General features: G+C 66.8%; 27 protein-coding genes. 18 read left to right on the forward strand and 9 right to left on the reverse strand.

Annotation, left to right across the window (positions count from 1 at the left end; translation table 11 throughout):
* The first annotated feature begins 9 nt into the window (after positions 1 to 9).
* The 4 genes from ACYU98_RS01815 to ACYU98_RS01830 all read left to right on the forward strand — a co-directional run bounded on the left by ACYU98_RS01815 (position 10) and on the right by ACYU98_RS01830 (position 4027).
* Complete coding sequence (locus ACYU98_RS01815) at positions 10 to 1506, forward strand: helix-turn-helix domain-containing protein (protein ID WP_460466468.1); 1497 nt, start codon at positions 10 to 12, stop codon at positions 1504 to 1506.
* A gap of 235 nt (positions 1507 to 1741) precedes the next feature.
* Positions 1742 to 2911, forward strand: coding sequence for a serpin family protein (locus tag ACYU98_RS01820; protein WP_460466469.1), 1170 nt, complete (start codon positions 1742 to 1744; stop codon positions 2909 to 2911).
* A gap of 167 nt (positions 2912 to 3078) precedes the next feature.
* Positions 3079 to 3780: a 30S ribosomal protein S16 gene (rpsP, locus tag ACYU98_RS01825; protein WP_460466470.1), complete on the forward strand. Its 702-nt coding sequence runs from the start codon at positions 3079 to 3081 to the stop codon at positions 3778 to 3780.
* Between the two features lie 4 nt (positions 3781 to 3784).
* On the forward strand, positions 3785 to 4027 hold the full coding sequence (locus ACYU98_RS01830; RefSeq protein ID WP_460466471.1) for an RNA-binding protein: 243 nt from the start codon (positions 3785 to 3787) through the stop codon (positions 4025 to 4027).
* A gap of 73 nt (positions 4028 to 4100) precedes the next feature.
* Here the strand turns inward: ACYU98_RS01830 and ACYU98_RS01835 are convergent, their stop codons facing one another.
* From ACYU98_RS01835 to ACYU98_RS01845, 3 genes are read right to left on the reverse strand one after another with little or no spacing between them, the layout of a single operon-like run.
* Complete coding sequence (locus tag ACYU98_RS01835; protein WP_460466472.1) at positions 4101 to 5006, reverse strand: glycine betaine ABC transporter substrate-binding protein; 906 nt, start codon at positions 5004 to 5006, stop codon at positions 4101 to 4103.
* A 17-nt stretch (positions 5007 to 5023) separates the two neighbouring features.
* Entirely contained in the window at positions 5024 to 5947 is a 924-nt protein-coding gene (locus ACYU98_RS01840; protein WP_460466473.1) for an ABC transporter permease, read from the reverse strand.
* The gene (locus ACYU98_RS01845; protein WP_460466474.1) at positions 5944 to 7149 is read right to left on the reverse strand and encodes a quaternary amine ABC transporter ATP-binding protein; all 1206 of its coding nucleotides are present in this window, start codon (positions 7147 to 7149) and stop codon (positions 5944 to 5946) included. Before ACYU98_RS01845 ends, ACYU98_RS01840 begins: the two co-directional genes overlap by 4 nt.
* A gap of 151 nt (positions 7150 to 7300) precedes the next feature.
* On the opposite strand from ACYU98_RS01845, the gene ACYU98_RS01850 reads away from it, so the two are divergent.
* On the forward strand, positions 7301 to 8488 hold the full coding sequence (locus tag ACYU98_RS01850) for an MFS transporter (protein WP_460466475.1): 1188 nt from the start codon (positions 7301 to 7303) through the stop codon (positions 8486 to 8488).
* On the opposite strand, the gene ACYU98_RS01855 is transcribed toward ACYU98_RS01850, so the two are convergent.
* From ACYU98_RS01855 to ACYU98_RS01870, 4 genes are all read right to left on the reverse strand, one after another.
* A complete protein-coding gene (locus ACYU98_RS01855; RefSeq protein ID WP_460466476.1) occupies positions 8473 to 9255 on the reverse strand; it encodes a C40 family peptidase in 783 nt (260 codons plus the stop codon). The two genes, ACYU98_RS01850 and ACYU98_RS01855, sit on opposite strands and share 16 nt — an antisense overlap.
* A gap of 83 nt (positions 9256 to 9338) precedes the next feature.
* A complete protein-coding gene (locus tag ACYU98_RS01860) occupies positions 9339 to 10151 on the reverse strand; it encodes a C40 family peptidase (protein ID WP_460466477.1) in 813 nt (270 codons plus the stop codon).
* A gap of 209 nt (positions 10152 to 10360) precedes the next feature.
* Positions 10361 to 10633, reverse strand: a complete 273-nt coding sequence (locus ACYU98_RS01865; RefSeq protein ID WP_460466478.1) for a hypothetical protein — start codon at positions 10631 to 10633, stop codon at positions 10361 to 10363.
* A gap of 16 nt (positions 10634 to 10649) precedes the next feature.
* The gene (locus ACYU98_RS01870; RefSeq protein WP_460466479.1) at positions 10650 to 11681 is read right to left on the reverse strand and encodes a LuxR C-terminal-related transcriptional regulator; all 1032 of its coding nucleotides are present in this window, start codon (positions 11679 to 11681) and stop codon (positions 10650 to 10652) included.
* A gap of 133 nt (positions 11682 to 11814) precedes the next feature.
* On the opposite strand from ACYU98_RS01870, the gene rimM reads away from it, so the two are divergent.
* From rimM to ACYU98_RS01935, 13 genes are all read left to right on the forward strand, one after another.
* Positions 11815 to 12318 carry a ribosome maturation factor RimM gene (gene rimM / locus ACYU98_RS01875; RefSeq protein WP_460466480.1) on the forward strand — a complete coding sequence of 168 codons (504 nt, stop codon included), beginning with the start codon at positions 11815 to 11817 and terminating at the stop codon, positions 12316 to 12318.
* A gap of 1 nt (position 12319) precedes the next feature.
* Complete coding sequence (gene trmD / locus ACYU98_RS01880; protein WP_460466481.1) at positions 12320 to 13486, forward strand: tRNA (guanosine(37)-N1)-methyltransferase TrmD; 1167 nt, start codon at positions 12320 to 12322, stop codon at positions 13484 to 13486.
* A gap of 165 nt (positions 13487 to 13651) precedes the next feature.
* Positions 13652 to 14014, forward strand: coding sequence for a 50S ribosomal protein L19 (rplS, locus tag ACYU98_RS01885; RefSeq protein ID WP_460466482.1), 363 nt, complete (start codon positions 13652 to 13654; stop codon positions 14012 to 14014).
* Positions 14015 to 14040: 26 nt separating this feature from the next.
* Positions 14041 to 14706: a signal peptidase I gene (lepB, locus tag ACYU98_RS01890; RefSeq protein WP_460466483.1), complete on the forward strand. Its 666-nt coding sequence runs from the start codon at positions 14041 to 14043 to the stop codon at positions 14704 to 14706.
* Entirely contained in the window at positions 14703 to 15566 is an 864-nt protein-coding gene (gene lepB / locus ACYU98_RS01895) for a signal peptidase I (protein WP_460466484.1), read from the forward strand. The genes lepB (ACYU98_RS01890) and lepB (ACYU98_RS01895) overlap by 4 nt, the downstream gene beginning before the upstream one ends.
* On the forward strand, positions 15563 to 16321 hold the full coding sequence (lepB, locus tag ACYU98_RS01900; protein ID WP_460466485.1) for a signal peptidase I: 759 nt from the start codon (positions 15563 to 15565) through the stop codon (positions 16319 to 16321). Before lepB (ACYU98_RS01895) ends, lepB (ACYU98_RS01900) begins: the two co-directional genes overlap by 4 nt.
* A complete protein-coding gene (locus ACYU98_RS01905) occupies positions 16321 to 17046 on the forward strand; it encodes a ribonuclease HII (RefSeq protein WP_460466486.1) in 726 nt (241 codons plus the stop codon). Before lepB (ACYU98_RS01900) ends, ACYU98_RS01905 begins: the two co-directional genes overlap by 1 nt.
* The gene (locus tag ACYU98_RS01910; RefSeq protein ID WP_460466487.1) at positions 17043 to 17348 is read left to right on the forward strand and encodes a DUF2469 domain-containing protein; all 306 of its coding nucleotides are present in this window, start codon (positions 17043 to 17045) and stop codon (positions 17346 to 17348) included. The genes ACYU98_RS01905 and ACYU98_RS01910 overlap by 4 nt, the downstream gene beginning before the upstream one ends.
* A 104-nt stretch (positions 17349 to 17452) precedes the next feature.
* A complete protein-coding gene (locus ACYU98_RS01915) occupies positions 17453 to 17863 on the forward strand; it encodes a YraN family protein (protein WP_460466488.1) in 411 nt (136 codons plus the stop codon).
* Positions 17860 to 19383, forward strand: coding sequence for a YifB family Mg chelatase-like AAA ATPase (locus tag ACYU98_RS01920; protein WP_460466489.1), 1524 nt, complete (start codon positions 17860 to 17862; stop codon positions 19381 to 19383). Before ACYU98_RS01915 ends, ACYU98_RS01920 begins: the two co-directional genes overlap by 4 nt.
* Positions 19380 to 20501: a DNA-processing protein DprA gene (dprA, locus tag ACYU98_RS01925; protein WP_460466490.1), complete on the forward strand. Its 1122-nt coding sequence runs from the start codon at positions 19380 to 19382 to the stop codon at positions 20499 to 20501. The genes ACYU98_RS01920 and dprA overlap by 4 nt, the downstream gene beginning before the upstream one ends.
* Before the next feature lie 183 nt (positions 20502 to 20684).
* Positions 20685 to 21596, forward strand: a complete 912-nt coding sequence (locus ACYU98_RS01930; protein WP_460466491.1) for a tyrosine recombinase XerC — start codon at positions 20685 to 20687, stop codon at positions 21594 to 21596.
* 274 nt (positions 21597 to 21870) lie between these two features.
* Positions 21871 to 22422 (forward strand): DUF3152 domain-containing protein, encoded by a 552-nt coding sequence (locus ACYU98_RS01935; protein ID WP_460466492.1) that lies wholly within the window; start codon positions 21871 to 21873, stop codon positions 22420 to 22422.
* Positions 22423 to 22426: 4 nt separating this feature from the next.
* Here ACYU98_RS01935 and ACYU98_RS01940 read toward each other — a convergent pair whose 3' ends face one another.
* Together ACYU98_RS01940 and ACYU98_RS01945 are read right to left on the reverse strand one after the other, a co-directional pair.
* Complete coding sequence (locus tag ACYU98_RS01940) at positions 22427 to 22912, reverse strand: M23 family metallopeptidase (protein ID WP_460466493.1); 486 nt, start codon at positions 22910 to 22912, stop codon at positions 22427 to 22429.
* Positions 22913 to 22999: 87 nt separating this feature from the next.
* Positions 23000 to 24172 (reverse strand): pyridoxal phosphate-dependent aminotransferase, encoded by a 1173-nt coding sequence (locus ACYU98_RS01945; protein ID WP_460466494.1) that lies wholly within the window; start codon positions 24170 to 24172, stop codon positions 23000 to 23002.
* Positions 24173 to 24298: the final 126 nt, after the last annotated feature.

Consider the following 24298-nt stretch of genomic DNA (forward strand, 5'->3'; position numbering starts at 1 on the left):
GTGGGACGCATGAACGGTGCACCTGTGGGGCGGCTCATCGAGCCGGAGGCTCCCGACAACCTGGCGGTCGACCCGCGCGGGCCTGATCCGCTGACCATCGGTCGGCGGATCCGCCACGCGCGTCAGGAATCTGGCCGCACGCTCGGCGATGTGGCCTCCGCCGTTGGCGTTTCGCCAGCCGCCCTCTCGTTGATCGAAAACGGGAAGCGCGAGCCCCGGTTGTCGGTGTTGTCGGCGCTGGCCGCAGTTCTCGACACGACGGTCCAGGAGTTCCTCACCACCGCGCCGCCGAGTCGCCGCGCCGCGCTGGAGATCAGGTTGGAGCGGGCGCAGCGCGCGGAGTCGTACGAAGGTCTTGGCCTTCCGCGGGTGAAGATCGGGCCGCGATTGCCGATGGAGGCGCTCGAAGCGTTGGTCGGGATGCATGAAGCGATGGCCAGCGCGTCGGCCGATCGCGATGCCACTCCTGAGCATGCGCGCCGGGCGAACGCGGAGTTGCGCGATCGGATGCGCAACGCCGACAACTACTTCGGAGAGATCGAGAAGGCCGCGGCTGACCTGCTGGCCTCGATCAGCCACCCGGGCGGTCCGATCAGCCGTGCTGCCGTCGATCGGTTGGCCGGCCATCTCGGCTACAAGCTGGTTCACACCAGCGACCTGCCGTCCTCGACGAGGACCGTCACCGACCTGCGCAACAAACGCATTTATTTGCCGCAACCCGAAGCGGGACAACACGATTCGCGATCGCTGGCGATGCAGGCGGTGGGCCACCTCGTGCTCGGTCACCGGCCACCGGCGGACTATTCGGAGTTCCTGTCGCAGCGCGTCGAGATCAACTACTTCGCTTCGGCGTTGCTGGTTCCCGAGCACGACGCGGTGCAGTTGCTGCGCCAGGCGAAGGTCGACAAGGACATCGCGATCGAGGACCTGCGCGATGCCTATGCGGTTTCCTACGAGACCGCAGCTCACCGCTTCACCAATCTCGCCACGCGGCATCTGGACATCCCGGTGCACTTCATGCGGGTGTCGCAGGAGGGTGTGGTTTACAAGGCCTACGAGAACGACGGGATCACCTTCCCGGCCGACACCGCAGGGTCGATCGAGGGTCAGCGCGTTTGCCGACAATGGACCGCGCGGCGCGTGTTCGAGCAGCCCGACCTCACCCAGGCTTATCAGGCCTACACCGACACACGCTCCGGCACCTACTGGTGCACCGCGGTGGTGGACCGCACCCCCGCCGGTACCTTCTCGGTCAACGTCGGGGTGCCCTATCAACACGTGAAGTGGATGCGCGGGCGTGACACCAACGAGCGCTCCAAGTCGCGCTGCCCCGACCCGACCTGCTGCTTGCAGCCGCCGGGGGAGTTGACCGGGCGCTGGAACGGTCAGGCGTGGCCGTCGGCCCGGGTTCACTCCCACCTGCTCGCGGCCATGCCGCCAGGGGTTTTCCCTGGGGTCGACGACACCGAGATTTACGAGTTCCTCGACAAACACGCGCCGCAGTGACCCGGGAAAGTGGTCGTTATTGCGACCAGATTCCTTTACTACGGGTGTAGGGAGGCAACCATCCGCGGGCCGAGGCGTCCTTCTTTCGTCAGCAGCGACGCAGGGAGGCAACGCGATGGTCGAAATGGGGCGGCGAACGATGCTGCGAGCCGGAGGGCTGGCGATGCTGGGCGGAATGCTCGCTGGCTGCGGAAAGCCGGGAGCCGGTAAGGGGACCACTCGTCACCCTGAACCGATGCGAGTTGACGCGGCGCGGATGGCGGCGGGACCGGACGAGGCTGCCGGATCCCGATTGACCACCTTCGGTGCGTCGCTGCTCGTTTCCGACGCCTACCGCGCCACCGACAACGCGGCAATCAGTCCCTACTCGGTCTACTCGGCTCTGGCGATGACCGCCGCCGGTGCCCGCGGAACGACGGCTACTGAGTTCGGTCAGCTGTTGGGTGGGGATGCCACCCAGTCCGCGGGGTTTGTGACCGCGATCGACCAGGCCGTCGCTGCCGCGGTCGCCGCTGGCCGCGGCAGCGACAAGGCCATGACCATCAACCCGGCCAATACCGTTGCAGTGCAAGAAGATCTGACACTGCGTCCGGAATTCATCAAGCAGTTGGCGGCCGGCTTTGCGGCTGCCTCTATGCCAGTCGCCTTCGACCGTGACGCGGAGGGCGCGCGGTCAACGATCAACGGATGGGTCAGCCAGAAGACCCGCCGATTGATCCCGGAGTTGCTCGGGCGGGGAACGATCGACTCCTCGACACGACTGGTGCTGATCAACGCGCTCTATTTGAAGGCGAAGTGGCAGGACGAGTTCTCCGACCCGTTCGGTGCGACCAGCTTCACCACCGCCGATGGCTCCTCGGTGACGACCCCGATGATGGACGCGACAGGCCACTACCGGCTCGCCAGTGGGCTCGGGTGGAAGGCGGTGCAGATCCCCTACCGCGGCGGCCAGCTGGCGATGACGATCGTGCTCCCCGACGCCGGTGCCTTCGCCGCCACCCGCCGGCAGCTGCCGGGGGTGCTCGCGCAGGCGACGCGCGCAGGGTCCGCCCAGCCGGTGGATCTGTCGATGCCCGCCTTCTCGGTCGACACCTCTGCGGGTTTGGCGGACGCGCTGCGCGGGCTCGGGTTACGGGCGGCATTCGACCCGCATACCGCCGATCTGAGCGGGATGTGCGGCGCGCCGGGGGAGTTGTGTGTCGCTTTCGTGCAGCACCAGGCGGTGGTGAAGGTCGACCAGCACGGCACCGAAGCGGCGGCTGCCACCGCCGTCGCCGTCGCGGCAACCGGTGCCAGCGAAGCGCCCACATCCTTCGTCGTCGACCGGGCGTTCTTCTTCGTCATTCATGACACGACCACGAACGCGCCGCTGTTCCTGGGGCAGGTCGTCCGGCCGGAGCGGTGACGATTCGGTCGGGGTGGCGATGCTCTGGCATGATGGACGGCGTACCCGTTTGCTTTGCGGCGCCCTAACGTGCCGGAAAGCAGCGCCTACCCCGAGCCACGGCCCCCCGGAGTGACCTACCCCGGTCTTGCCGAGCTCTGACAACAGAAACAGGAGACACCACTCTCGTGGCAGTCAAGATTCGTTTGAAGCGACTCGGTTCGATCCGCAATGCGCAGTACCGCGTCGTCGTCATGGACTCCCGCACCAAGCGGGACGGTCGCGCGATCGAAGAGATCGGCGTTTACCAGCCCAAGGAAGAGCCCAGCCTCATCCAGATCGACTCCGAGCGTGCGCAGTACTGGCTCGGCGTCGGCGCGCAGCCGACCGAGCAGGTCGCAGCGCTGCTGAAGGTCACCGGTGACTGGCAGAAGTTCAAGGGTCAGCCGGGCGCCGAAGGCACCCTCAAGGTTGCCGCTGTGAAGCCGGACAAGAAGTCGCTCTACGAGGCTGCCCTCAAGGCCGCTCAGGATGGCGCCGAGAAGTCGGGCAAGGGTTCGGCCACCACGGCCAAGAAGAAGACCGAGAAGGCTGAAGCTCCGGCCGCCGCGGAAAAGACCGAGGCTCCCGCTGCTGACAAGGCTGAGGCTCCGGCCGAAGCTGCGAAGCTGGTTGACGGTGGCTTTGGTGCCGACTCCGCTGCCCCGCTCGAAGATGGCAGCTCGCCTGACGCCGCCGTCTTCACGGTCAAGGGCAACAAGGACTCGATGAAGTACCACACCACTGACTCGCAGTGGTACGACGCGACTGTCGCCGAGGTCTGGTTCAAGACCGCCGAGGCCGCCGAGGCCGCTGGCTTCGTGGCCCCGGGCGCCAAGTCCGAGGCCTGATCCGGTGCTCGAGGAAGCGCTCGAACACCTCGTCAAGGGGATCGTCGAGCACGACGACGAGGTGGTCGTACGCCACAAGGAGATTCGCCGCGGCGATCTCCTCGAGGTGCGCGTCCACCCCGACGACCTCGGTCGCGTGATCGGCCGGTCCGGCCGCACCGCTTCGGCGCTGCGTACGGTCGTGCAGGCACTCGCTGCGGGCCAGAACATTCGGGTCGACATCGTCGACACCGACCGCGCCCGCTGAGTTCCGTCAGCTAGTTCCGTAAAAGAAGGGCCCCGACCACACGGTCGGGGCCCTTCTTCTATCGGAGCTCTACTCAGCCGAGCGACTTCTCAAACTCCGGGTGCTTCTTCAACCAGGCCTCGACGCCGGCCGCCGGGTTCTTCGCGTTGTCCTGCAACACGACCTTTTCCAGGTCGGACAGCAGCGGGTCGGTCAGCGTGAATTTCTTCAGCATCGACGCGATCTCCGGGAAGTCCTTGGCGAAGTCCTTGCGACCGACGGCGTGGATCTTCTCCGCGTCGCCCATCGAGTTCTTCGGGTCCTTGAGGTCCTTGATCGGGAACTTCGCGTAGGCCCAGTGCGGGCGCCAGAGCGTCACGACGATCGGCTGCTTGGCATCGGTCGCCTTCTTCAGCGCAGCCAGCATGGCCGGTGTCGACGACGTCTGCAGCGTCACTCCCGACAGGGAGTAGTCCTGCAGTGCCTTCTTGGCGGCCTTCGTCAGGCCGGCGCCAGGCTCAATACCGACGATCTTGTCGGCGACCTTCCCCTTGACCGAGGCGATCTGATCGATCGAATCGATGTCCATGTAGGTCGGGACAGCGACAGTCAGCTTCGCGTTCGAATACCAAACACCGAGGTCGGTGAGGTCCTTGCCGTACTTGTCCCAGTAGACCTTGTGGGTCAGCGGCAGCCAGGCATCGAGGTAAAGGTCCACTTGACCCTTGTCGAGCCCGACGAAGACGGGGCCGGCGTCGGTGACATGTTGCATGGTCACCTTGAAGCCCTTGTTCTCCAGCACCTTTTTCCACAGGTGGGTGACGGCGACGTCCTCATCCCAGTCGATGTAGCCGATGGTGATCGCCTTGCCGGAACTGGCCTCGATCCCGCCGGCTTCACCACCGCCACGCTTCTCCTCGTCGTTGGCCGTGGCGCAGCCGGACAGGGCTGTGCCACCCAATCCGGCGGCCATCAGCAGAGCGAAGGTCCTACGGTTCACAGTTGCTCCCATGCGTGTCACGCAACCTCAGCCACAGCGACGTCACGTTGGGCGCGCTGCTGCTTGAAGGTGGCAAGTTCAGACCGCAGACCCAGCTGCGGCTTGGCGAGCGCGTCGGTGACGCGGTCGAGGTAGATCGCCAGGATCACGACGGCAAGTCCGGCTTCGACACCGGGGCCGACCTGCAACTGGGACAGCGCCGACATCACATCGGAGCCCAACCCAGGCGCCCCGACGATGCCACCGATGACAACCATGGACAGCGCCAACATGATCACCTGGTTCACGCCGGCCATGATCGTGGTGAGGGCCAGCGGCAACTGGATGCCGCGCAGCACCTCCCACTTGGTCGCCCCGAAGGACTGTCCGGCTTCCAAGATTTCGCTGTCGACCTGTCGGATGCCCAGTTCGGCAAGCCGAACACCGGGCGGCATCGCGAAGATGATCGTGGCCAGCACAGCGCTCGGCACACCGAGGCCCATCAAGAACAGGAACGGCAGCAGATAGACGTACGCCGGCAGTGTCTGCATGAAGTCCATCACCGGGCGTACGACGCGGGAGGTCCGGTCTGATCGCGCGGCGAGGATGCCGAGCGGGACCGAGATCAGGACACCAAGAACGCTGGCAACCAGGATCTGGGCGAGTGTGTCGAGGGTGTGCGGGAAGGCACCGAGGGCGTCGATCAGGACGAACCCGATCACCGACCCGATGGCCGCGCGCCAGCCACGGGCCCACCAAGCGATCAGCGCGAAGAGGATCACCAGCAGCACGATCGGGATATTGCGGAGGCCGTCATCGATGTTGCCGACGACCCAGGTGACCGCATCGGCGAGACCGGTGAAGAACCAGCTGCCGTGGTCGGTAAGCCACGAGACGGCCGAATCGGCCCAAGAACCCACGTGGATGCGCGGACTGAGAGTTTCAGAATGGATCGCGCTCACGCGATGTCCTCCTCGGAATTGGTGTGCGCGGTGGTGCCGGCGCCGAGCTTGGACAGCAGGGTGACGCGCGGGATGACGCCGACCAAGCGGCCGTCGTCATCAACCACCGGCAGCGGCAGCCGGTTTTCGGCGGACGGGGTGAACAGCTCGGCGGCCGGCGTGTGACGGGGCACGGCCAACTCGATGGGGTGCATGACGTCGCGCATCGGCTGATCCTTGAGACCGGCGACATCGTCGTCGAGAACGTAACCGACCAGCTTGCGGTCCCGGGAAACGACGAAGAGCCCGGGCACCTGGTTTTCGCGCAGCGTACGGTGGGCGGCTCGGGCGCCGGAGCCCTCGCCGATCGTGGCGACCGGCTTCTCCATGATGGCGTCGGCGTTGAACACCCGCGCGCGGTCCACATCGGCAACGAACTGCGCGACGTAGTCGTTGGCGGGGTCGGTGAGGATTTGCTCGGCGGTGCCGATCTGCACGATTTTGCCGTGACGCATCATCGCGATGCGGTCACCCAGGCGCATGGCCTCGTTGAGGTCGTGGGTGATGAAGATGATCGTTTTGCCGAGCTTGCTCTGCAAGGTGAGCAGCTGATCCTGCATGTCGCGACGGATCAGCGGGTCGAGCGCGCTGAAAGCCTCATCCATCAACAGGATGTCGGTGTCCGCGGCGAGCGCCCGAGCCAAGCCGACGCGCTGCTGCATACCGCCGGACAGCTGCGCCGGCAACCGGTCCTCCTGACCTTCCAGGTCGACCATGGCCAGCGCTTCGCGGGCTCGCTTCGAGCGTTCGGCGGGATCGACGCCCTTGATCTTCAGGGCGTACTCGGCGTTCTCCAGCACGGTGCGGTGCGGCAGCAGCGCGAAGTGTTGGAACACCATCGAAATGTGATCGCGGCGCACGGCGCGCAGATCGGCCGGGTTCATCCGGGCGATGTCCTTGCCATGCACCAGAACCTCGCCGGAGCTGGTCGAGTGCAGACCGTTGAGCATCCGGATCAGGGTCGACTTCCCGGAGCCGGACAGCCCCATGACCACGAAAATTTCGCCTTGTTCAACACTAAATCCGGCATCGATTACCGCGGCGGTGACATCGAGTTCGCGACTCACCACGGCGGGATCGTCACCGGCTCGGAGCCTCTTGACTGCTTCCTTCGACCGGCTTCCGAACACCTTGAACAGGTGTCGGGCCTCCAGAACTGGCACTGGGATTCTCCTCGTGGAACGCGCGCTGTCCCGGGCGATCCATAGACGACAGAATTATCTATTGTGCACGGAACTGCTCTCTGGTAAAAGCCGGGAGTCTCACAGGGAGTACCGATTCGACCGTGCTGGCACTCTGCGGGACACTCTCGAGATGCTCTCGAAAGACGCCTCGCGGACCCTGCGTTTAGCCTCATTTCCGGCGCGCGCCTGCGTCGTTGCAGCCTTCTGGTGCAACGGGGTCGCGGTCGGTTCGATCGGGGCGCTGATGCCCCTGTTCGCAACCCGCTGGGGCACCGATTCGCGCGGCCTGGGGCTGTTCCTGTTCGCCGCCGGCTGCGCGGCGATCCTGGGCATCAACATCGCCGGGCGAGTGGCAGATCGGGTGGGCGCGCTACGGCCGACACTGCTGGGCATGGCGGCCGCGGCGGTAGGGCTGTTGGCGCTCGCGGCCGCGCCGACACTGCCCATCGCGGTCGCGGTAATTCTGGTCTACGGGCTCGGAAACGGTCTGACCGATACCGCCATGAACGTCTTGGCGGTGGGCGTCGAAGGGGCCAGGGGTCACTCCTCGATGAGCCGGTTCCACGCGTGTTGGTCGGTGGGGTCGTTCACCGGTGCCGCGCTGGTGATCGGCGTCGGGGCCATTGCCTCGGGAACGACCGTTGCGGTGGCGGTGCTCGTTATTGCCGCGGTGTTGAACGCGGTCTGTGTTCCGCTGGTGGCGCATTGGTCGGCCGACACCTCGCCGGTCAGCCATCACGATGCCGACGGCGTACGACGTGCGGTGCCGCGGGCGGCGTATGTCCTGGCAGCGATGGCGATCGGATTCGGATTAGCGGAGGGCACCGCCTTCGACTGGTCGTCGGTCCACGTCCGCGACGTCGCGAAGATCTCCTCGAGCCAGGCGGCCTGGGGTCTCGCGGTCGTCTCGATCTGCATGGTTGTGGTCCGAATGTGCGGCGACCACCTCGTCGAGCGAGTGGGGCGCCGGATGGTCGTGCGCTGCGGGGCCGCGACGGCAGTGCTGGGCTATTTACTCGCGGTCACGGTGCAACCGCTCGGGCTGTTGCTGCTCGGCTGGGCGCTGGTCGGCGCCGGCATGGCTCTGGTGGCGCCGCAGATCTACGGTCTGGCCGGGATGCTCGGCGGCGGGCGCGGGCTCTCGCTGGTGGTGACCTTCGGCTATGCCACCTCATTGATCGGACCCGGCGCGATGGGCCTGTTGGTCCATCGGGCCGGGGTCCAGACCGCGATGCTGCTGCCGTTGGTGGCGGCTTGCGTGGTCGCCGCGCTGTCGCTGGTGATGCCGACCGGAGCCGATTGTCAGCCCGGGATGTGAACGAAGACGTAAAGGTCTTGGGCGGGCGTCGTGCTGAGGTTGCCGTAGACCTGCGTACTGCCGAAGGTGCGTTCCTGAGCGATCCGTCCTGAGGTGGTTCCACCACCGAGGTAGATCGCGATGTGGTGGTAGCTGGTCGGGCTGGTGCGCGCCGCGTATAGCACCAAGTCGCCCGGCTGCGGGTTGGTCGTCTTGGTCCCGAGGAAGGCCTGGTTCTGCGCGCCCATCGAACCGAGCCGGTCATAGCCGAACGCCTTGGCGTAGGCCCAGCGAACAAATCCCGAGCAATCCAAGCCCGTCGCGTACGTCGTTCCGGCGGCGTTCGATTCGCCGTACGTCGCGCCGACCTTTGCGCCATGGCCGCCGCCCCAGACGTACGGGTATTTCGTTCCGCTCATCAGTTGATTCGTGGCGGTGACGACCGCGGCCGCATGGCCCGGACCAACCGGGTCGAGTCGGGCTTTGGTCGCAGCGCCGACGATGCCGTCGGCCACCAGACCCTGGTCGCGCTGGAACTTCTTGACCGCGCTGGCAGTCCCGGAACCGAATACCCCGTCGGCCGCGATCGGTTGGTATTGACGGTTGTTCAGCAGTTGTTGGAGGCGGGTGACGCACCCATCGATGCGGCCCTGCTGGATCCACCCCTGGCAGGCCGTCGATTGCAGGGAGAGTGGGGCCGGGGTGGCGTCTGCGGTTGCGACGCCGATGCCGGCGGTCAACGTCAGGGCAGTCAGCAGGCCGGCGCTGCGGCGGGTGAACGTGGTCATGGGCGTGCCTTTCGGTGCGGAGGGACGGAGTGCCCGGTGGGTCCGCGGTCGCGGACCCACCGGGTTTGAGAGGAGGTTCGCGATCAGCCGCTGAAGTGCTCGTAGAACGTCGTGACGTAGGTGGATCCAGCCGAGGCGACCGAGGCCTTGTTCTGCACGTGGCCGTAGTTGGACTCCTGCGCGACCATGCCGCCACCGAGGTAGACCGCGACGTGGCCGACGTTGTTCTTCACCGAGGTCCAGCCAGCGCTCTTGTACGCCCGGCTGAAGAAGACGAGGTCGCCTGGCTGCGGCGAGGTCGTGATGACGCCCTTGGTCGACTGGTTAGCCGAGGTGCCGGAGCCGAGCTTGTCGTAGCCGAACGCTCGGCCGTAGACCAGTCGGGCGAAACCAGAGCAGTCGAAGCCGTAGCCATAGACCGTCCCAGCCGCGTTCTGCTTTCCGCGGGTGGCGACCCCCGCGGTCGCGCCGTGGCCGCCGCCCCAGGTGTAGAGGTATTTGGTGCCGGCCAGCGCCGAGTTGGCGGCGTTGACAATTGCCTGGTTCCGCGAAGTGGTCGGGACCGGGTCGATCGAGTTCTTGGTCGCGGCACCGACGATGCCGTCCGCCACCAGGCCGTGGGCGGACTGCCACTTCTTGACCGCGTTGACGGTGGCGGCGCCGAAGATGCCGTCGACCGCCAGGCCGGCGTTCTCCTTGGTGTTGAGCAACTGCTGCAACCGGGTCACGCAGCCGCTGGTCTGACCGGACTGGATCCAGGCGGGGCAGCTGGTGGAGTGCAGGTTGCTGACCGGGGTGGGCGTTGCGGACGCGAGGTCTGCGCTGCCAACGGCGATGCCGGCCGAGAGGGTGAGAGCGGTGATGAGGGAAGCCGAGCGGCGGGCGATGGTCTTCATGATCAAGTCCTTTTTTCGGTGGTGGGAGGTGCGTTGTTCCGACCCCTGAAAGTTAGAAATGAACCGGTAGTCGCCGATACGGGACCAAGGCCCGACTTCATCGGGGACCGACCCGAGACTCTCCCGGGACCACCCCTTGACGCTCGTCCAGACATCGAAAACGGGGTGGACCACCGGCAGGTGGTCCACCCCGTACGAGGGTGCTTCGGTTAGCGATCGCGCGATTTGCGCGCCGTCAGCGCGGCCGCCAGTTCGCTGCTGGCAGCTTGTGCTTGGTCGCCCATTTGGCGCGCCCGCGCCACCGCCAGGTCAACGCTCAGCGGGGTGCCTGCGGTCGAATCGGAGACGTCCCACAGCGCCGTTCGTAGCCGAGCCAGGTCGCGGCTGAGGAACATCGTGAGGTCCGAGGGTGTGCGGCCACAACAGTTCCCGACGTCGTCATCGGGGTTCGGCGGGACTGGGTTATCCGAATGATTGCTCATCCGGTGACGGTAGAAATCAGCCGGCGGTCACGACTACGGGACCAAGGCCCGTCTTCGAGTCCCCGAGGGACCGGGACTCGTCCGGGTCCTGCGCGATGATCCACGCAATCGCCGACCGCTGACTCACCCCGAGCTTGCGCAGGACATTGCCGACGTGACCCTTCACCGTCTTCTCCGAGATGAACAGCCGTTGTGCGATGGCCGCGTTCGGCAGGTTCTCCTGACTGATCAGCAGGGCGATCTCGCGTTCACGTTCGGTGAGTTCCTGCAGCGGGTCGGGCGCTGGCGGATTCTGGCGGACGAGTAGTTCTGCCGCCTCGACCTGCGCTCGTTCACAGACCGATTGCGCATTACGGGCTGCTGCCCGGGCAGCGCCGAGGTCGCCGCTGTGGGTGGCGCGCAGGACGTCGTCCAGGGCGGCCCCGAGGTGGCTGAGACGGTCGGCAACGAGGTGGACCAAGTCCTCCTCGCTGCGTACGGCCGAACTGTCGAGCTCCGGATAAAGGTGGTAGATGTCGAGGTCGACCGCGTCCTCTTGATCCCGGCGAACGCTCACCACGAGTGCGCGCGCCAGCCACTCGGCGCAGCGCACCGACTCGTCGTCGAAGGCGCCGGCTTCCGCGCTGAGGAAGGCCATGAAGCCGATCGGGTCTTCGGCGCCAGGGTCCATCAAGGGCACGACCACCCCGTCGCGCAGTTGCTGCTCGGCCCCGGAGTCCTGGCCGCGCAGGATCAAAGCGCCGTTGTCATCGTGCCAGCGGTAGGTGTGGCGCGAGGCCCGCATCCAGGCGCACAAACCGCGCGCGCCGAAGTGTTGGACCTCCGGTGCGCAGAACTGGTCGTTCATCACCGAATACGGGAAGACGACCGTCGATTCGTCGCGGTAGAGCGCGACGTAGAACTGGTTGAGCTCGCTCAAGCGGCTCATGGCCAATCGGCAAGCGGCGTAACGCTGGTCGTGGTGGCCGCGACCCGCAGCGCGGAGCCGCTGGTCGGCTTTGCGTAGTGCTTTTGTGGCCGTGGGGGAGAACGTCGGCTCAGCTGACATGAGTTTGAGACTAGCCAGCCGGATGCCGTTGGAAGGCTGCGAAAAGTCGTTGAATGGCCATCGAAACTGCGGCGGCCGCGGGCGGGCGACACCAAGTCGTCGAACGATGCCTGCGCAGTGGACAATGTCGGCCATGGACGACGTCTTGGTGGCCCGCATTGGCAAACCCCACGGACTGCGCGGTGAGGTGACCGTGCAGACGCACACGGACAACCCGCAGGAGCGTTTTGTGGAGGGCGCGCAGTTCGCCACCGAGCCCGACCGGGGACCGTTGACGATTCGAACTGCCAGGCTGCACAACGGTGTTCAGCTCTTGTCGTTCGTCGAGGCCGACGACCGTACGGGCGCTGAGGGCCTGCGCGGCACCCGCCTGTTCGCGGCCCCGGACGACGAGGACGACGACGGCTTTTATGAGGACGACCTCGTTGGCCTGGCCGTGGTTGACCTCGACGGTGCGCCGCTCGGCACAGTCGCCGCGCTGCACTCGCGGCCCGCCCAGGATCTGCTGGAGATCGAACTGCCCGACGGGCGTACGGCCTATTTGCCTTTCGTGGCCGAGATCGTGCCGGAGGTCGACCTGGAAGCAGGCAAGGTCGTTGCCGATCCGCCGCCCGGCCTGCTCGAACTGGGGGAGTGACGTGCGGCTGGACGTCGTCTCGATCTTTCCCGACTACCTCGCCCCGCTCGATCTCTCGCTGATCGGCAAGGCGCGCCGGGACGGATTGCTCGACCTGCGGGTCCACGACCTGCGCGACTGGGCTCACGACCGCCACCGCACCGTCGACGACACACCGTACGGCGGTGGCGCCGGAATGGTGATGAAAGCCCAGCCATGGGCCGAAGCGTTGGATTCCCTTGCCGCCGAAGGAGATTCGCGGCCGACCCTGATCATCCCCGGCCCGGGCGGTCAACGGTTCAGCCAAGCGATCGCGCGCGAACTGGCCGACTGCGAGCGCCTGGTGTTCGCCTGTGGACGTTATGAGGGCATCGACGAGCGGGTTTATGAGCACGCGCGGCGGGACTACGACGTCCGCATCCTGTCGCTCGGCGATTACGTCCTTAATGGCGGCGAGGTCGCGGTGTTGGCCATGGTCGAGGCGATCGCTCGACTGCTGCCCGGAGTCATCGGCAACGCCCAGTCGCTGGTCGAGGAATCCCATGAGGACGGGCTGCTGGAATACCCCGTCTACACCAAGCCCGCCGATTGGAACGGCATGGCGGTGCCCGAGGTGCTGTTGTCCGGTGACCACGGCCGGATCGCGGCCTGGCGCCACCAGCAGCGGCTCGACCGCACCGCCGCTCGTCGGCCCGACCTGTTGCCCGCCGCTGTCGCCACCGAAGGTCTCGCGCAACTCGACGGCCGGCTCGCCGAAGCTGCCGACGCGGCCGACCTGCAGGTGCTGACCCGCGCCTGCTGGGCTCCGGAGATTGCGCGCTACGGGATGTTCGGCGCGGGGCAGGAGACGCTCGAGCAGATCGTCGCCGATCTCGACGGGTGGATCACGTGGGTGTTCCGGTCGCAGAACCGGCTCGTGGCCTCCGTACGTTCGCGGCGGGATCCCGCTGACCAGACCACGTGGCAGATCGGCCGGCTGATGGTCGCGCCCTATCTGCAAGGGCGTGGGCTGGGTCGTGAACTGCTGGCTTTCGCCGAAGGGCAGGCGCCGAGCGACGTGCGCACCCTCTGGCTGAACACCGGCGCGCGGAGCGAGCGGAACCTGCGGATTTATCGCAAGGCGGGGTATCGGGTGCGCCCGGGCGAGGGTGCGCATCCCGGGACCGTCGACCTGACCAAGCGCCGCTGACCGCTCAGGATTTCGCCAACCGCCGCTGGTCTGGCAAACTTGCCTATTGCGTCTGCCCGCCCCCGCCACAGGGGGAGTGACCAGCGGTCATGTGGCTCATACCGGCAGAAGCACCCGATCCCGATCGATCGTGGCGACCTGTGGCGCCACCAGGAAGAAGTTCGCATGAACAAGTTCGCAGAACTCGACGCCCAGAGCCTGAGGTCCGACGTTCCGGAGTTCCGCGCCGGTGACACCGTCAAGGTCCACGTCAAGGTCATTGAAGGCACCCGCTCGCGCGTCCAGGTCTTCCAGGGCGTTGTCATCCGTCGCCACGGTGGCGGCATCGGTGAGACCTTCACCGTGCGCAAGATGAGCTTCGGCGTTGGTGTCGAGCGCACCTTCCCGCTGCACACCCCGGTCGTCGATCACATCGAGATCGTTAGCCGCGGTGACGTCCGTCGCGCCAAGCTTTACTACCTGCGCGACCTGCGCGGCAAGGCCGCCAAGATCAAGGAGCGTCGCGACACGCCGGCCACCAAGGCCTGACGTTCGTGATCCCCGAGGGCGGCGCTGTGTCTGATGACACGGCGCCGCCTTCGTCATCTGCGAAGGTGGGGCCAGCCGCGACCGGCCCCGTTTCGGCGGCTCCGCGCAATCGCCGTACGCGCCGGTGGATCATCGCCCTGGCCGTGGTCGCGTTCCTGGTCGTTGTCGTACGCCCGATGGTGCTGGAGACCTACACGGTCCCCAGCGCTTCGATGGAACCGGTGCTGCGTCCGGGTGATCACATCGCGGTGCTCAAACACACTCAGTTGAAGCGTGGCGCTGTCGTCGTCTTCGTCGCGAACGACGCGTTCGTGATTCCCGGTGGTGGCAGCGGACCGTTGCGGTCCGTCGGTGACTTCCTCGGCATTCGCAGCGAGACGGTCTACGTCAAGCGGATCATCGGACTCCCAGGCGACCGTGTCACGGTCGATCACGGCGGGGTGCTGCGGATCAACGGTGTCGTGGCGACCGAGCCCTACCTCGCCGCGGGAACCAAGGCGTCGGACCAGCCGTTCGTGGCCACGGTGCCCGCGGGCCATTATTTCGTGATGGGCGATAACCGGGCAGCCTCCGATGACTCGCGCAATCACCTCGGTGACCCAGGCGGCGGAACGGTCAAGGCATCGGACATCATCGGTACGGTCGGCTGGCGGTATTGGCCGCCCAGCGATATGGGGAAGGTGGAGCCGTGAGCCAGGACGAGCACACCCGCGCCATCTCGCTTCAGCGCGTGCGCGACGCCCGGCGGGCCGCCCGCAAGCAGGAGCCCGTACGCCTGCCGGAACCTCCGGACGAAAATCGCACCTCATCGATGTCGCGCGCGCAGCTCGACGCGATCGTCGGGCGCACCCGAAGCAAGCAGGTCGGCAAGCTGCCGCAGCCGCGCAAGCGCAAGGGATCGCTGCTGCGCGAACTGGGCATCGTTGTCGCCGTCGCACTGGTGCTGTCGATTTTGATCAAGACCTTTCTGGCTCAACCGTTCTGGATCCCATCCGGATCCATGGAGAACACCTTGGTGCGCGGTGACCGAGTCATCGTCGGCAAGCTGACCCCGGGTCCGTTGGCGCTGCATCGCGGCGACGTTGTGGTCTTCGAGGACACCGGCCACTGGCTGGAGGAGCCGAACGTGAAGCGCTCGACCCTGAGCAGCATCGTGGTTCGGCCGTTGCAGTTCGTCGGTCTCTACCCCGAGGGCGACAACCACCTGATCAAACGAGTCATCGGGCTTCCCGGCGACCACGTGACCTGCCACCCAGGCAGCAAGTTGACGATCAACGACATCGCCATCGATGAGCCTTACCTTTATCCCGGAGACCAGCCCTGTGACGGTGCCTTCAACATCCGGGTGCCTGACGGCAAGGTGTGGGTGATGGGCGACCATCGCAGCGATTCCGGCGACAGCAGATTCCATGACAACGACTCCGGGGGAGCAGACGGATCCGTGCCCATGTCCAGCATCACGGGGCGGGCGGTTGCAATCGCCTGGCCGATGGACAGAATGGGTTGGCTGTCTAACTACTCCACAACTTTCGACAAGGTGCCTAACGCATGACCGATGACGCCCAGGAACCCCGCGACACGGATGCGGCATCCCCTGACGAGGGATACGCACCGGGCGAGGTGCCCACCCGCGCTGAGGTCCACGGCAAGAAGCGCCGCGGGAATGCTTTGCAGGAGTTCGTGGTCATCGCCGCGATCGCCCTGTTGATCTCCTTCATGGTGAAGACCTTCCTCGCGCAGCCGTTCTACATCCCGTCGGAATCGATGGAAAACACCCTCGATGTCGGTGACCGGATCGTGGTCTCCAAGTTCACGCCGCAGCACGCGCCGCTACACCGCGGCGACGTCATCGTCTTCGTCCAGCCGACGACTTGGGGCCCGCCCGGACCGGAGAACAGCAACGCGTTGGTGCGCGGTCTGAAGGACGCGCTGACCTTCGTCGGCGTCCTGCCCGGCGGTGGCCAACATGTCGTCAAGCGGTTGATCGGCCTGCCTGGCGACAAGGTCGCCTGTGTCAACGACAAGCTTCAAGTCAACGGCACCACGCTGGAGGAGACCGCCTACCTCAAGGCTGGGTCGCACCCTTGCGGAACCCCCTTCACGATCACCGTGCCGCAGGGCAAGGTGTGGGTGATGGGTGACAATCGTGACAACTCGTACGACTCTCGTGGCCACGACGACGGCACCGGAGTTCCCGGTTCTGTGCCGGAGAAGGACATCACTGGTGAGGTCGTCGCCATCGCCTGGCCAGTCGGTCGGGTCCAGAGCGTCGATTCACACCCTGAGGTCTTCTCGAAGGTGAAGTGATGGCAAGCAAACGGCCCAGTCTGCGCGTCGAGCGGTCGCTGCAACGTGACGGCTACCGGGTGTTGGCCGGGATGGACGAGGTCGGCCGCGGCGCGCTCGCCGGCCCGGTTTCCGTCGGCGTCGTCGTGATTGACGAGTCGACCCGCAGCGCTCCGGTCGGCACCAAAGACAGCAAGCTGCTTACCCCCGCGATGCGGGAGGCGATGGTGCCCCTGGTCCGCCGGTGGGCGCTGGATCACGCTGTTGGCCACGCCTCGGCCGACGAGATCGACCAGATCGGGATCATCGCCGCGTTGCGCTTGGCCGGGCAGCGGGCGCTCGCCCAACTGACCGTGACACCGGACCTGGTGATTCTCGATGGCAACCATGACTGGTTGACCAACCCAGAACAGGTGGGGCTGTTCGCCCTGGTCGAGGATCGCCCGCTCGTTCCGCCGGTCCACACGATGATCAAGGCCGACCTGAAATGTTCGTCGGTGGCAGCTGCGAGTGTGTTGGCGAAGGTGGAGCGCGACGGGATGCTGGTGGAATTCCACGAGCGCTTTCCTCACTACAACTGGGCCGGCAACAAGGGCTATTCCGCGCCCGATCATCTGCAGGCGATCGACGAGCACGGCGCGTGTGAGCTGCACCGCCGGTCATGGCGACGATTCGTCGTGGACAACCTGCCGGCCTCCGCTGATGATGCCCATCTGTCGGTAACGACTGTGAAGGAGGGCGCATGAGCGCCGAAGACCTGGAACGTTATGAGACCGAACAGGAGCTCCAGCTCTATCGCGAGTATCGCGATGTCGTGAGCCTGTTCAGCCACGTGGTGGAGACGGAACGGCGGTTTTACCTCTGCAACGAGGTCGACGTGCTGGTGCGCGGTGAAGGCGCCGAAGTCTTCTTCGACGTACGCATGCATGACGCTTGGGTTTGGGACGTCTACCGGCAGGCGCGATTCGTCAAGAACGTCCGTGTGTTGACGTTCAAGGACGTCAACGTCGAGGAGCTCCCGGCCACCGAGCTGGAGATGCCCGAGTAGTTCTCCACAGCCCTCCAACGCGCGACCGGTCCTCCCCAGGAAGCCGGTCGCGCGCTGTTGGGGGAGTCGACCTACGCCGGATGGTTGCGGTGGAGGTGAGGTCCATGACGCAAAGGACGCCGCAAGAGGCAACCCAGAAGTCGACGCAACAGACGGCTCGCGTGACGCTGGGTGAGCAGGGCGAACAGGTGGCGGTTGACTACCTGGAGTCGCTCGGCTGGCGGGTGCTAGATCGCAACTGGCGTTGCCCGATCGGAGAACTGGATGTGGTGGCCTACGACGCCGCATCCGAACAGATCGTGTTCGTGGAGGTGAAGACCCGCGCCACGGCGTTCTTCGGTCGCCCGGTCGAGGCGGTCAAGCCCGCAAAGCTGCGCCGGCTCTATCGACTTGGTGCTGCTTGGGCCGCCGCGCAGCACACCCGATTGCAGGTAATTCGGGTCGATCTGGTCGGCGTTGTCATCGCCGAGGGACACGTCGACGACGTCGAACACCTGCGGGAGGTCACGCCGTGACGCTGGGCGTGACCCGCTGCGTTGCGGTCTACGGCATCACCGGTCGGGTGGTGACCGTCGAGGCCGACACCGGATCCGGAACCCCGATCTGGCAGGTCGTCGGCCTGCCCGATTCCGCCTGCAAGCAGGCGCCCGACCGAATCAAGGCAGCGGCCGCCAACACCGACCTGGAACTGCCGAAGGTCCGGGTCACCGTCAACCTGTCACCGGCCGACCTGACCAAACAAGGTTCGGGCTATGACCTCGCAATCGCCGTCGCCGCCTTGGTGACGAACCACACGATCGAGGCCGCGCTGGTGCGTGATGTGGTTCATCTGGGCGAGCTCGGACTCGACGGATCGGTTCGCCCGATCCGGGGGATGCTCCCGGCGGCGCTTGCGGCCCGCGAGGCCGGCTTCCACACCCTCTTAGTGCCGGTGGGCAACGCCCGGGAAGCGATGCTGATCAGCGGGATCGAGGTCGTTCCCGTCCAAACCCTCGCCGAGGTCGTCGGGCGTTATCGCTGCCTGAAATCACGACGCGAACCTCCCGCGCCACCACCCCTGCCCGCCGCAGACCTGACCGCGGGCCGCACCCCCGACATGGCCGATGTGATCGGGCAGCCGGAAGCGCGGTTCGCGCTCGAGGTGGCGGCGGCCGGATTCCACCACGTGTCAATGGTCGGCCCGCCGGGGGCGGGCAAGACCATGCTGGCCGAGCGGATGGTCGGGCTGCTGCCTCCGTTGGTCGAGGCAGAGGCGTTGCAGACCACGGCGATCCACTCGGTGCTGGGGTTGCTCCGTGACGGCGAGCTGATCCGCACCCCACCGTTCGTTGCGCCGCATCACGGCGTGAGTCTGGCGGCGATGGTCGGCGGCGGCAGCGGCCGAGTCCGGCCGGGAGCCGTCTCGCAGGCCAACGCGGGGGTGCTGTTCGTCGACGAATGCGCCGAAGCCCGACGCGACGTGATGGATGCCCTGCGCCAACCGTTGGAATCGGGAACGGTCACCATCAACCGGGCATCCGGCTCGGCCCATTTTCCCGCCCGTTTCCTGTTGGTGCTCGCCGCAAACCCGTGCCCTTGCGGCCTGGCGCTGACCAAGAGTTGCCGATGCTCGCCGTTGGTGTTGCGCAACTACCGCGCCCGCCTCTCCGGTCCGTTGATGGACCGAATCGACGTGCAATTGCGGCTGCGCGCCGTCACTCGCGCCTCGGGGGCGGCCCCGGGGGAACCGACCGCCACTATCGCCCAGCGGGTCAACGCGGCGCGGGAGCAACAGCGACGGCGTTGGCGGGGTCAGCCCTGGGCCACGAACGGACGAGCCCCAGGCGCTGCGTTGCGTCGCGGGCCGTGGCTCCTGCCGCCCGCCACCACGGCGCCGTTGGATGAACAACTGCGCCGCGGGGTCCTGACGCTGCGCGGCTACGACCGCTGCCTGCGTCTTGCGTGGACGCTGGGCGACTTGGCGGGCGCGCAGCGTCCGTCACCCACCCACGTGCTGCAGGCATTCGCCTTGCGCGCCGGGCAGGCCGCAGCATGACCGCGACCTCAACGGAGCTCGACCTGCGAGCCAAGGACATGCCCGATCGGTTGGCCAGGCTGCTGCTCAGCAGCGTGATCGAACCGCTTGACCGGGCCGTCACGCCACTGCTGGCCGGGCTCGATGCCACGGAGGCGTGGCGAAGGGTGACCGACCCAGGCGACGTGCGCTTTGAACGGTGTCGTGCCCGGGTGGCCGCGCTCGACACAGACGTCATGGGCCGCTTGATCCGCGCCCATCGCATACGGGTGGTGATTCCGGGCGACGCCGAGTGGCCCGCCGGATTCGCCGACCTCGACGCACCACCGTGGTGCTTGTGGGTCCGTGGCGCCGGTCGCCTCGACGGCCTGATGGGTCGCAGTGTCGCGGTCGTGGGGTCGCGGGCGTCGACCGCCTACGGCACTACGGTCGCCCGCGAACTCGGCCATGACCTGACCCAGGCTGGTTGGACCGTCGTGTCAGGCGCGGCCTACGGGATCGACGCCGCGGCCCACGAAGGGGCGCTCGCCGCTGGCCGACCGACCGTGGCCGTGTTGGCCTGCGGGGTTGATCGCGCTTATCCGTCTGGCCATCGGGACTTGCTGGATCGGATCCGAGTCGACGGCGTCGTGGTTTCGGAGCTCGCGCCGGCGATGACCGCCATGAAGCAGCGGTTCCTGTCGAGAAATCGGCTGATCGCCGCGATGACGGCCGGCACCGTCGTGGTCGAGGCGGGTCTGCGATCGGGATCCCTGAACACCGCCCGTCACGCCGGTGATCTTGCGCGCCCGGTGGCTGCCGTTCCGGGGTCGGTCATGTCCGTAACTTCGGCCGGCACCAACGAGCTGATCCGCAAGGGAGCCACGCTGGTGACCGATGCCGCCGAGGTGCTGGAGTTGGTGGCGCCGATGGGGCAGCAACTGCTGATGCCGCTACGAGCGCCCGAACTCCCACTAGACCTTGCCTCCGAGGAGGCACGCCGAACCCGGGACGCTTTCCCGGCGGTTCGGGAGGTGTCGGTCGACACCTTGGTGCGGGTCGCCGGGCTCACCCCCGGAGAGGTCTTCGGAGCGTTGGGCGAACTGGCCGCGCTGGGGTTGGTGGAGCAGGGCGGGGGTGGTTTGTGGCGGAGGGTGTGAGCGAGGTCGTAGTCGGCGGTGAGCGTGGACGGGATCCTGGACGACGGTGAGCGCGGCGAGGTCGGTGAGCGACGGTGAGTGCGCCGAGCGCGGTGAGCGCGGTGAGCGCGGCGGGCGGTGGGCGCGCCGAGCGCCCGGCGTTGCTCCCGATGATCATTGCCGCAGCCGCCTAATCTGGCGGATGTGGCCCAGGACTTCGAGCAGTGGTTGTCTCAATTCGAGCGACACCTGCGCGCTGAACGCAACCGCTCCGACCACACCGTCAGGGCTTATCTCGGAGACCTGAACTCGCTGCGAAGGCACCTCGAAGAGAACGAGATCGGCGACTGGTCCCAGGTTCGGCTTGCCGATTTGCGTTCCTGGTTGGGCGTCTTGGCCGAGGCGGGAGGGGCGAAGTCGACGCTGGCGCGACGGGCGACCAGCGTTCGTACCTTCTTCCGGTGGGCCACCCGAGTCGGGTTGCTGAGTGCTGACCCGGCGTTGCGGCTGGCCACCCCGAAGCGTTCGCGGTCACTGCCGGGGGTTCTGCGCCAGGGTGAAGCCGCCGAACTGATGCATGTCGCCGAGGTCGGAGCCGACGATGGGCAGCCGGTCCACCTGCGTGACCTCGCGGTGCTCGAGCTGCTGTATTCCAGCGGGCTGCGGGTCGGTGAGTTGGTCGGACTCGACGTCGACGACTGCGACGCCGAACGTCGTGTGGTGCGAGTGCTCGGAAAGGGCAACAAGGAGCGCACCGTTCCCTACGGGGTTCCGGCCGCGGCGGCGATCGACCGCTGGTTGGTCCTCGGCCGGCCACGCTTGGTGACCTCGACCTCCGGGCCGGCGCTGTTCCTTGGTGCCCGTGGGGCTCGACTCGACCCGCGCACCGTACGCCGGTCGTTGGACCGTGCCCAGACCTCCACCAGCTTCGGATCTGTGATCAGCCCGCACGGGCTGCGACACAGCGCGGCCACCCACATGCTCGAAGGGGGAGCGGACCTTCGCGTGGTCCAGGAGATGCTCGGTCACTCCACCCCGGCCACGACTCAGGTCTACACACACGTGTCGGTCGAACGTTTGCGGCGTTCCTTCCGCCAAGCTCATCCTCGTGCATGATCCCGGTTTGCAGTTGAGCCCCACTCGTCGCACCGCGCGCGAGGAAATGTTTCGGCGCCGGCGCCGCAGTGTCCTCGTGGCGGGCGTGCTCGTGGTGGTCTTGCTCCTGCTGGTTCTCACCCGCTGTGGTGGGTCAGGTGTTACGGGAAGCGCTGCCGCCGAGAGTTCGTCAGGGGCCGGGGCAGGGCCGACCACCTCCGCCACCACGACCACTCAACCGGCGAAAGCCACGGCCAGTCCCACCACTCAAGCGACAGCGCGTGTCGTACCCGTTGTGCAACACGGTCCTGGGGCGTTCACCGCGTTCGACGTTCCCGGCGCAGATGTGGCGTCCAAGGGCCGCACGGTCACCTACGCGGTCGAAGTCGAGAACGGGATTGGAGCTGACGGCAAGTCGTTGGCCGCAGCGGCCCAACGAACCCTGGTCGACCCGCGCGGCTGGCAGACCCAACTCCCGGTGCATTTCGCCCGCCTCACAGCGACCCAGGTCAAAGCCGGCCAGAAACCCGATGTCATTGTCACGTTCGCCAGCCCCGACACGGTCGACAAACTGTGTGCTCCTGCCCAGACAAACGGAGAGGTCAGCTGCGCCAACAATGGCCGCGCGGTCTTGAACTACCTGCGCTGGCAGCGCGGGGTGCCCTACTACCCGAACGACCTGGTGGACTACCGCGAATACATGGTGAACCACGAGGTCGGCCACCTGCTCGGCTTCGGTCACCGCACCTGCCCCGGGCCGGGGAAGCCGGCGCCGGTAATGCTGCAGCAGACGCTTGGTCTGCAGGGCTGCACCCGCGACCCCTGGCCCCACCACGACGACCTGTGACGCTTCATTCCACCGGCAGCAGGACCACCGGTGGAGTGGACAGCAGGCGCAGCGGGTCTCGATAGTTCCGGTCACCGATGACCAGCCCCCAGTGCAGGCAGACACGCGGGACGCAGTGACCGCCGACGGCGAGAGTCCCGAGCAGGGAGCCGGTCATGACCCGCGACCCGACGGGCACCCGTCCCTCGACCGGTTCGTACGTCGTGCGCCAGCCGTTTGGATGAGTCACCGAGACGACGCCGCGCCCGGCCAGCATCCCTGACCAACTGACGACACCGGGCCCGGCACTTCGTACGGCGGCACCCTCGGCGCCGACCAGATCGACCCCGCGGTGGCCGGCCGCCCAGGGTGCAGGCGGCGGCTCAAAAGGTCGCGCGATTGGCGGCGGCGGGCTCAAGGGCCAGTCGTATCCGGTCTGCGGAACCGTCGTGGCCGGCGCACCCACCCCGACGAGGGTGGCGGTCCAGAGCAACACCAGAAAGGAAGTCACCGGCGCAGCATGCGGCTCGCCGGTCCGCCGCTGCCGCGGGCTCGATAGAGGCTGTGCAGAACGCCCGCCGCGATAGTGGCCTGTGGGTCAGCGCCTCGAAGCGCCGTACGCCCGCAGTCGTCGCAGTCCCTCGGACAGCACTTCGTCGCGTTTGCAGAACGCGAAACGCACCAACCCAGCGGCGGACTCTCGGTCGTCGACGAACGCCGACACCGGCACCGCGGCAACGCCAGCGCCGGTCGGCAGATCGCGACAGAGCTGTAAAGCGTCGGGGTTCCACCGCGAACAGTCGGCGATGACGAAATAGCCGCCAGCCGGAACCGACACCGGTAGCCCGAGCTCGCTGAGCCCGTCGGCGACTCTGTCGCGCCGCGCCCGCATCGAGTCGCGGAAGCCATCGAAATAGTCGTCGTCCAGACCCAACCCAACCGCAATGGCCGGCTGGAACGGGCCACTGGAGACGAAGGTCAGGAACTGTTTGACGGTGCGGACCGCGCCGATCAGTTCGGCCGGGCCGGTCAACCAGCCGACCTTCCAACCGGTGGTGGCGAAGGTCTTGCCGCCGGAGGAGATGGTCAGCGTGCGCTGCGCCATCCCGGGCAGGGCGGCCATCGGCGAGTGCCGACCGTCGTAGACGAGGTGTTCGTAGACCTCGTCGGTGACGACGTAGGCGTCATGCTCCCGGGCGAGGTCGGCGATCAGCTCCAGCTCGGCGGGGGAGAAGACCTTGCCGGTCGGATTGTGCGGTGTGTTCAGCAGCACCAATCGGGTGCGCGGCCCGAATGCGGCGCGCAGCGATGCCTCGTCGACCGCGAAGTCCGGGAAACGCAGAACGCTCGTGCGTCGTACGGCGCCTGCGAGTTCGATCGAGGCGGCGTACGAGTCGTAGTAGGGCTCGAAGGTGACCACCTCGTCGCCCGGTTCACACAGCGCGAGAACCGCCGCAGCGATCGCCTCTGTCGCGCCGGCGGTCACCAGCACCTCGCGGTCGGCGTCGACATGCAGGCCGTAGAAGCGCTGCTGGTGGGCGCTGATCGCAGCCCGCAGCTCGGGCACACCGGCCAGCGGCGGGTATTGGTTGCGGCCCTCGCGGATTGCGGCGGTTGCCGCCTCCAGCACCGCGGCGGGGCCGTCGGTGTCGGGGAATCCCTGCCCGAGATTGACCGCGTCGGCCGCAAGCGCGCGTTGGGTCATCTCGGCGAAAACCGTTTCACCATAGGACTGCATCCGGGACACCAAGGGCGTACGTCGATCGCTCACCGAGCCAGGCTACGGCGTACGCAGCGCGCGGATTCGGCGGATCGGGCGCCAGGGGCCTAGAATTGGTCAATGACCCGTCTCGGCGGGTCAAATTCGCGTGCTCCCACCGGTCTCGGCCGGGGGACA

Source organism: Calidifontibacter terrae, from assembly GCF_054778835.1.

Excerpts from the sequence above, each read along its gene's own strand:
- ACYU98_RS01815 (WP_460466468.1), top strand. The coding sequence starts at position 10 with ATGAACGGTGCACCTGTGGGGCGGCTCATCGAGCCGGAGGCTCCCGAC.
- ACYU98_RS01820 (WP_460466469.1), top strand. The coding sequence starts at position 1,742 with ATGCGAGTTGACGCGGCGCGGATGGCGGCGGGACCGGACGAGGCTGCC.
- ACYU98_RS01850 (WP_460466475.1), top strand. The coding sequence starts at position 7,301 with ATGCTCTCGAAAGACGCCTCGCGGACCCTGCGTTTAGCCTCATTTCCG.
- ACYU98_RS01855 (WP_460466476.1), bottom strand. The coding sequence starts at position 9,255 with ATGACCACGTTCACCCGCCGCAGCGCCGGCCTGCTGACTGCCCTGACG.
- ACYU98_RS01860 (WP_460466477.1), bottom strand. The coding sequence starts at position 10,151 with ATGAAGACCATCGCCCGCCGCTCGGCTTCCCTCATCACCGCTCTCACC.
- ACYU98_RS01865 (WP_460466478.1), bottom strand. The coding sequence starts at position 10,633 with ATGAGCAATCATTCGGATAACCCAGTCCCGCCGAACCCCGATGACGAC.
- ACYU98_RS01870 (WP_460466479.1), bottom strand. The coding sequence starts at position 11,681 with ATGTCAGCTGAGCCGACGTTCTCCCCCACGGCCACAAAAGCACTACGC.
- rimM (WP_460466480.1), top strand. The coding sequence starts at position 11,815 with ATGGACGACGTCTTGGTGGCCCGCATTGGCAAACCCCACGGACTGCGC.
- rplS (WP_460466482.1), top strand. The coding sequence starts at position 13,652 with ATGAACAAGTTCGCAGAACTCGACGCCCAGAGCCTGAGGTCCGACGTT.
- lepB (WP_460466485.1), top strand. The coding sequence starts at position 15,563 with ATGACCGATGACGCCCAGGAACCCCGCGACACGGATGCGGCATCCCCT.
- ACYU98_RS01905 (WP_460466486.1), top strand. The coding sequence starts at position 16,321 with ATGGCAAGCAAACGGCCCAGTCTGCGCGTCGAGCGGTCGCTGCAACGT.
- ACYU98_RS01910 (WP_460466487.1), top strand. The coding sequence starts at position 17,043 with ATGAGCGCCGAAGACCTGGAACGTTATGAGACCGAACAGGAGCTCCAG.
- ACYU98_RS01915 (WP_460466488.1), top strand. The coding sequence starts at position 17,453 with ATGACGCAAAGGACGCCGCAAGAGGCAACCCAGAAGTCGACGCAACAG.
- dprA (WP_460466490.1), top strand. The coding sequence starts at position 19,380 with ATGACCGCGACCTCAACGGAGCTCGACCTGCGAGCCAAGGACATGCCC.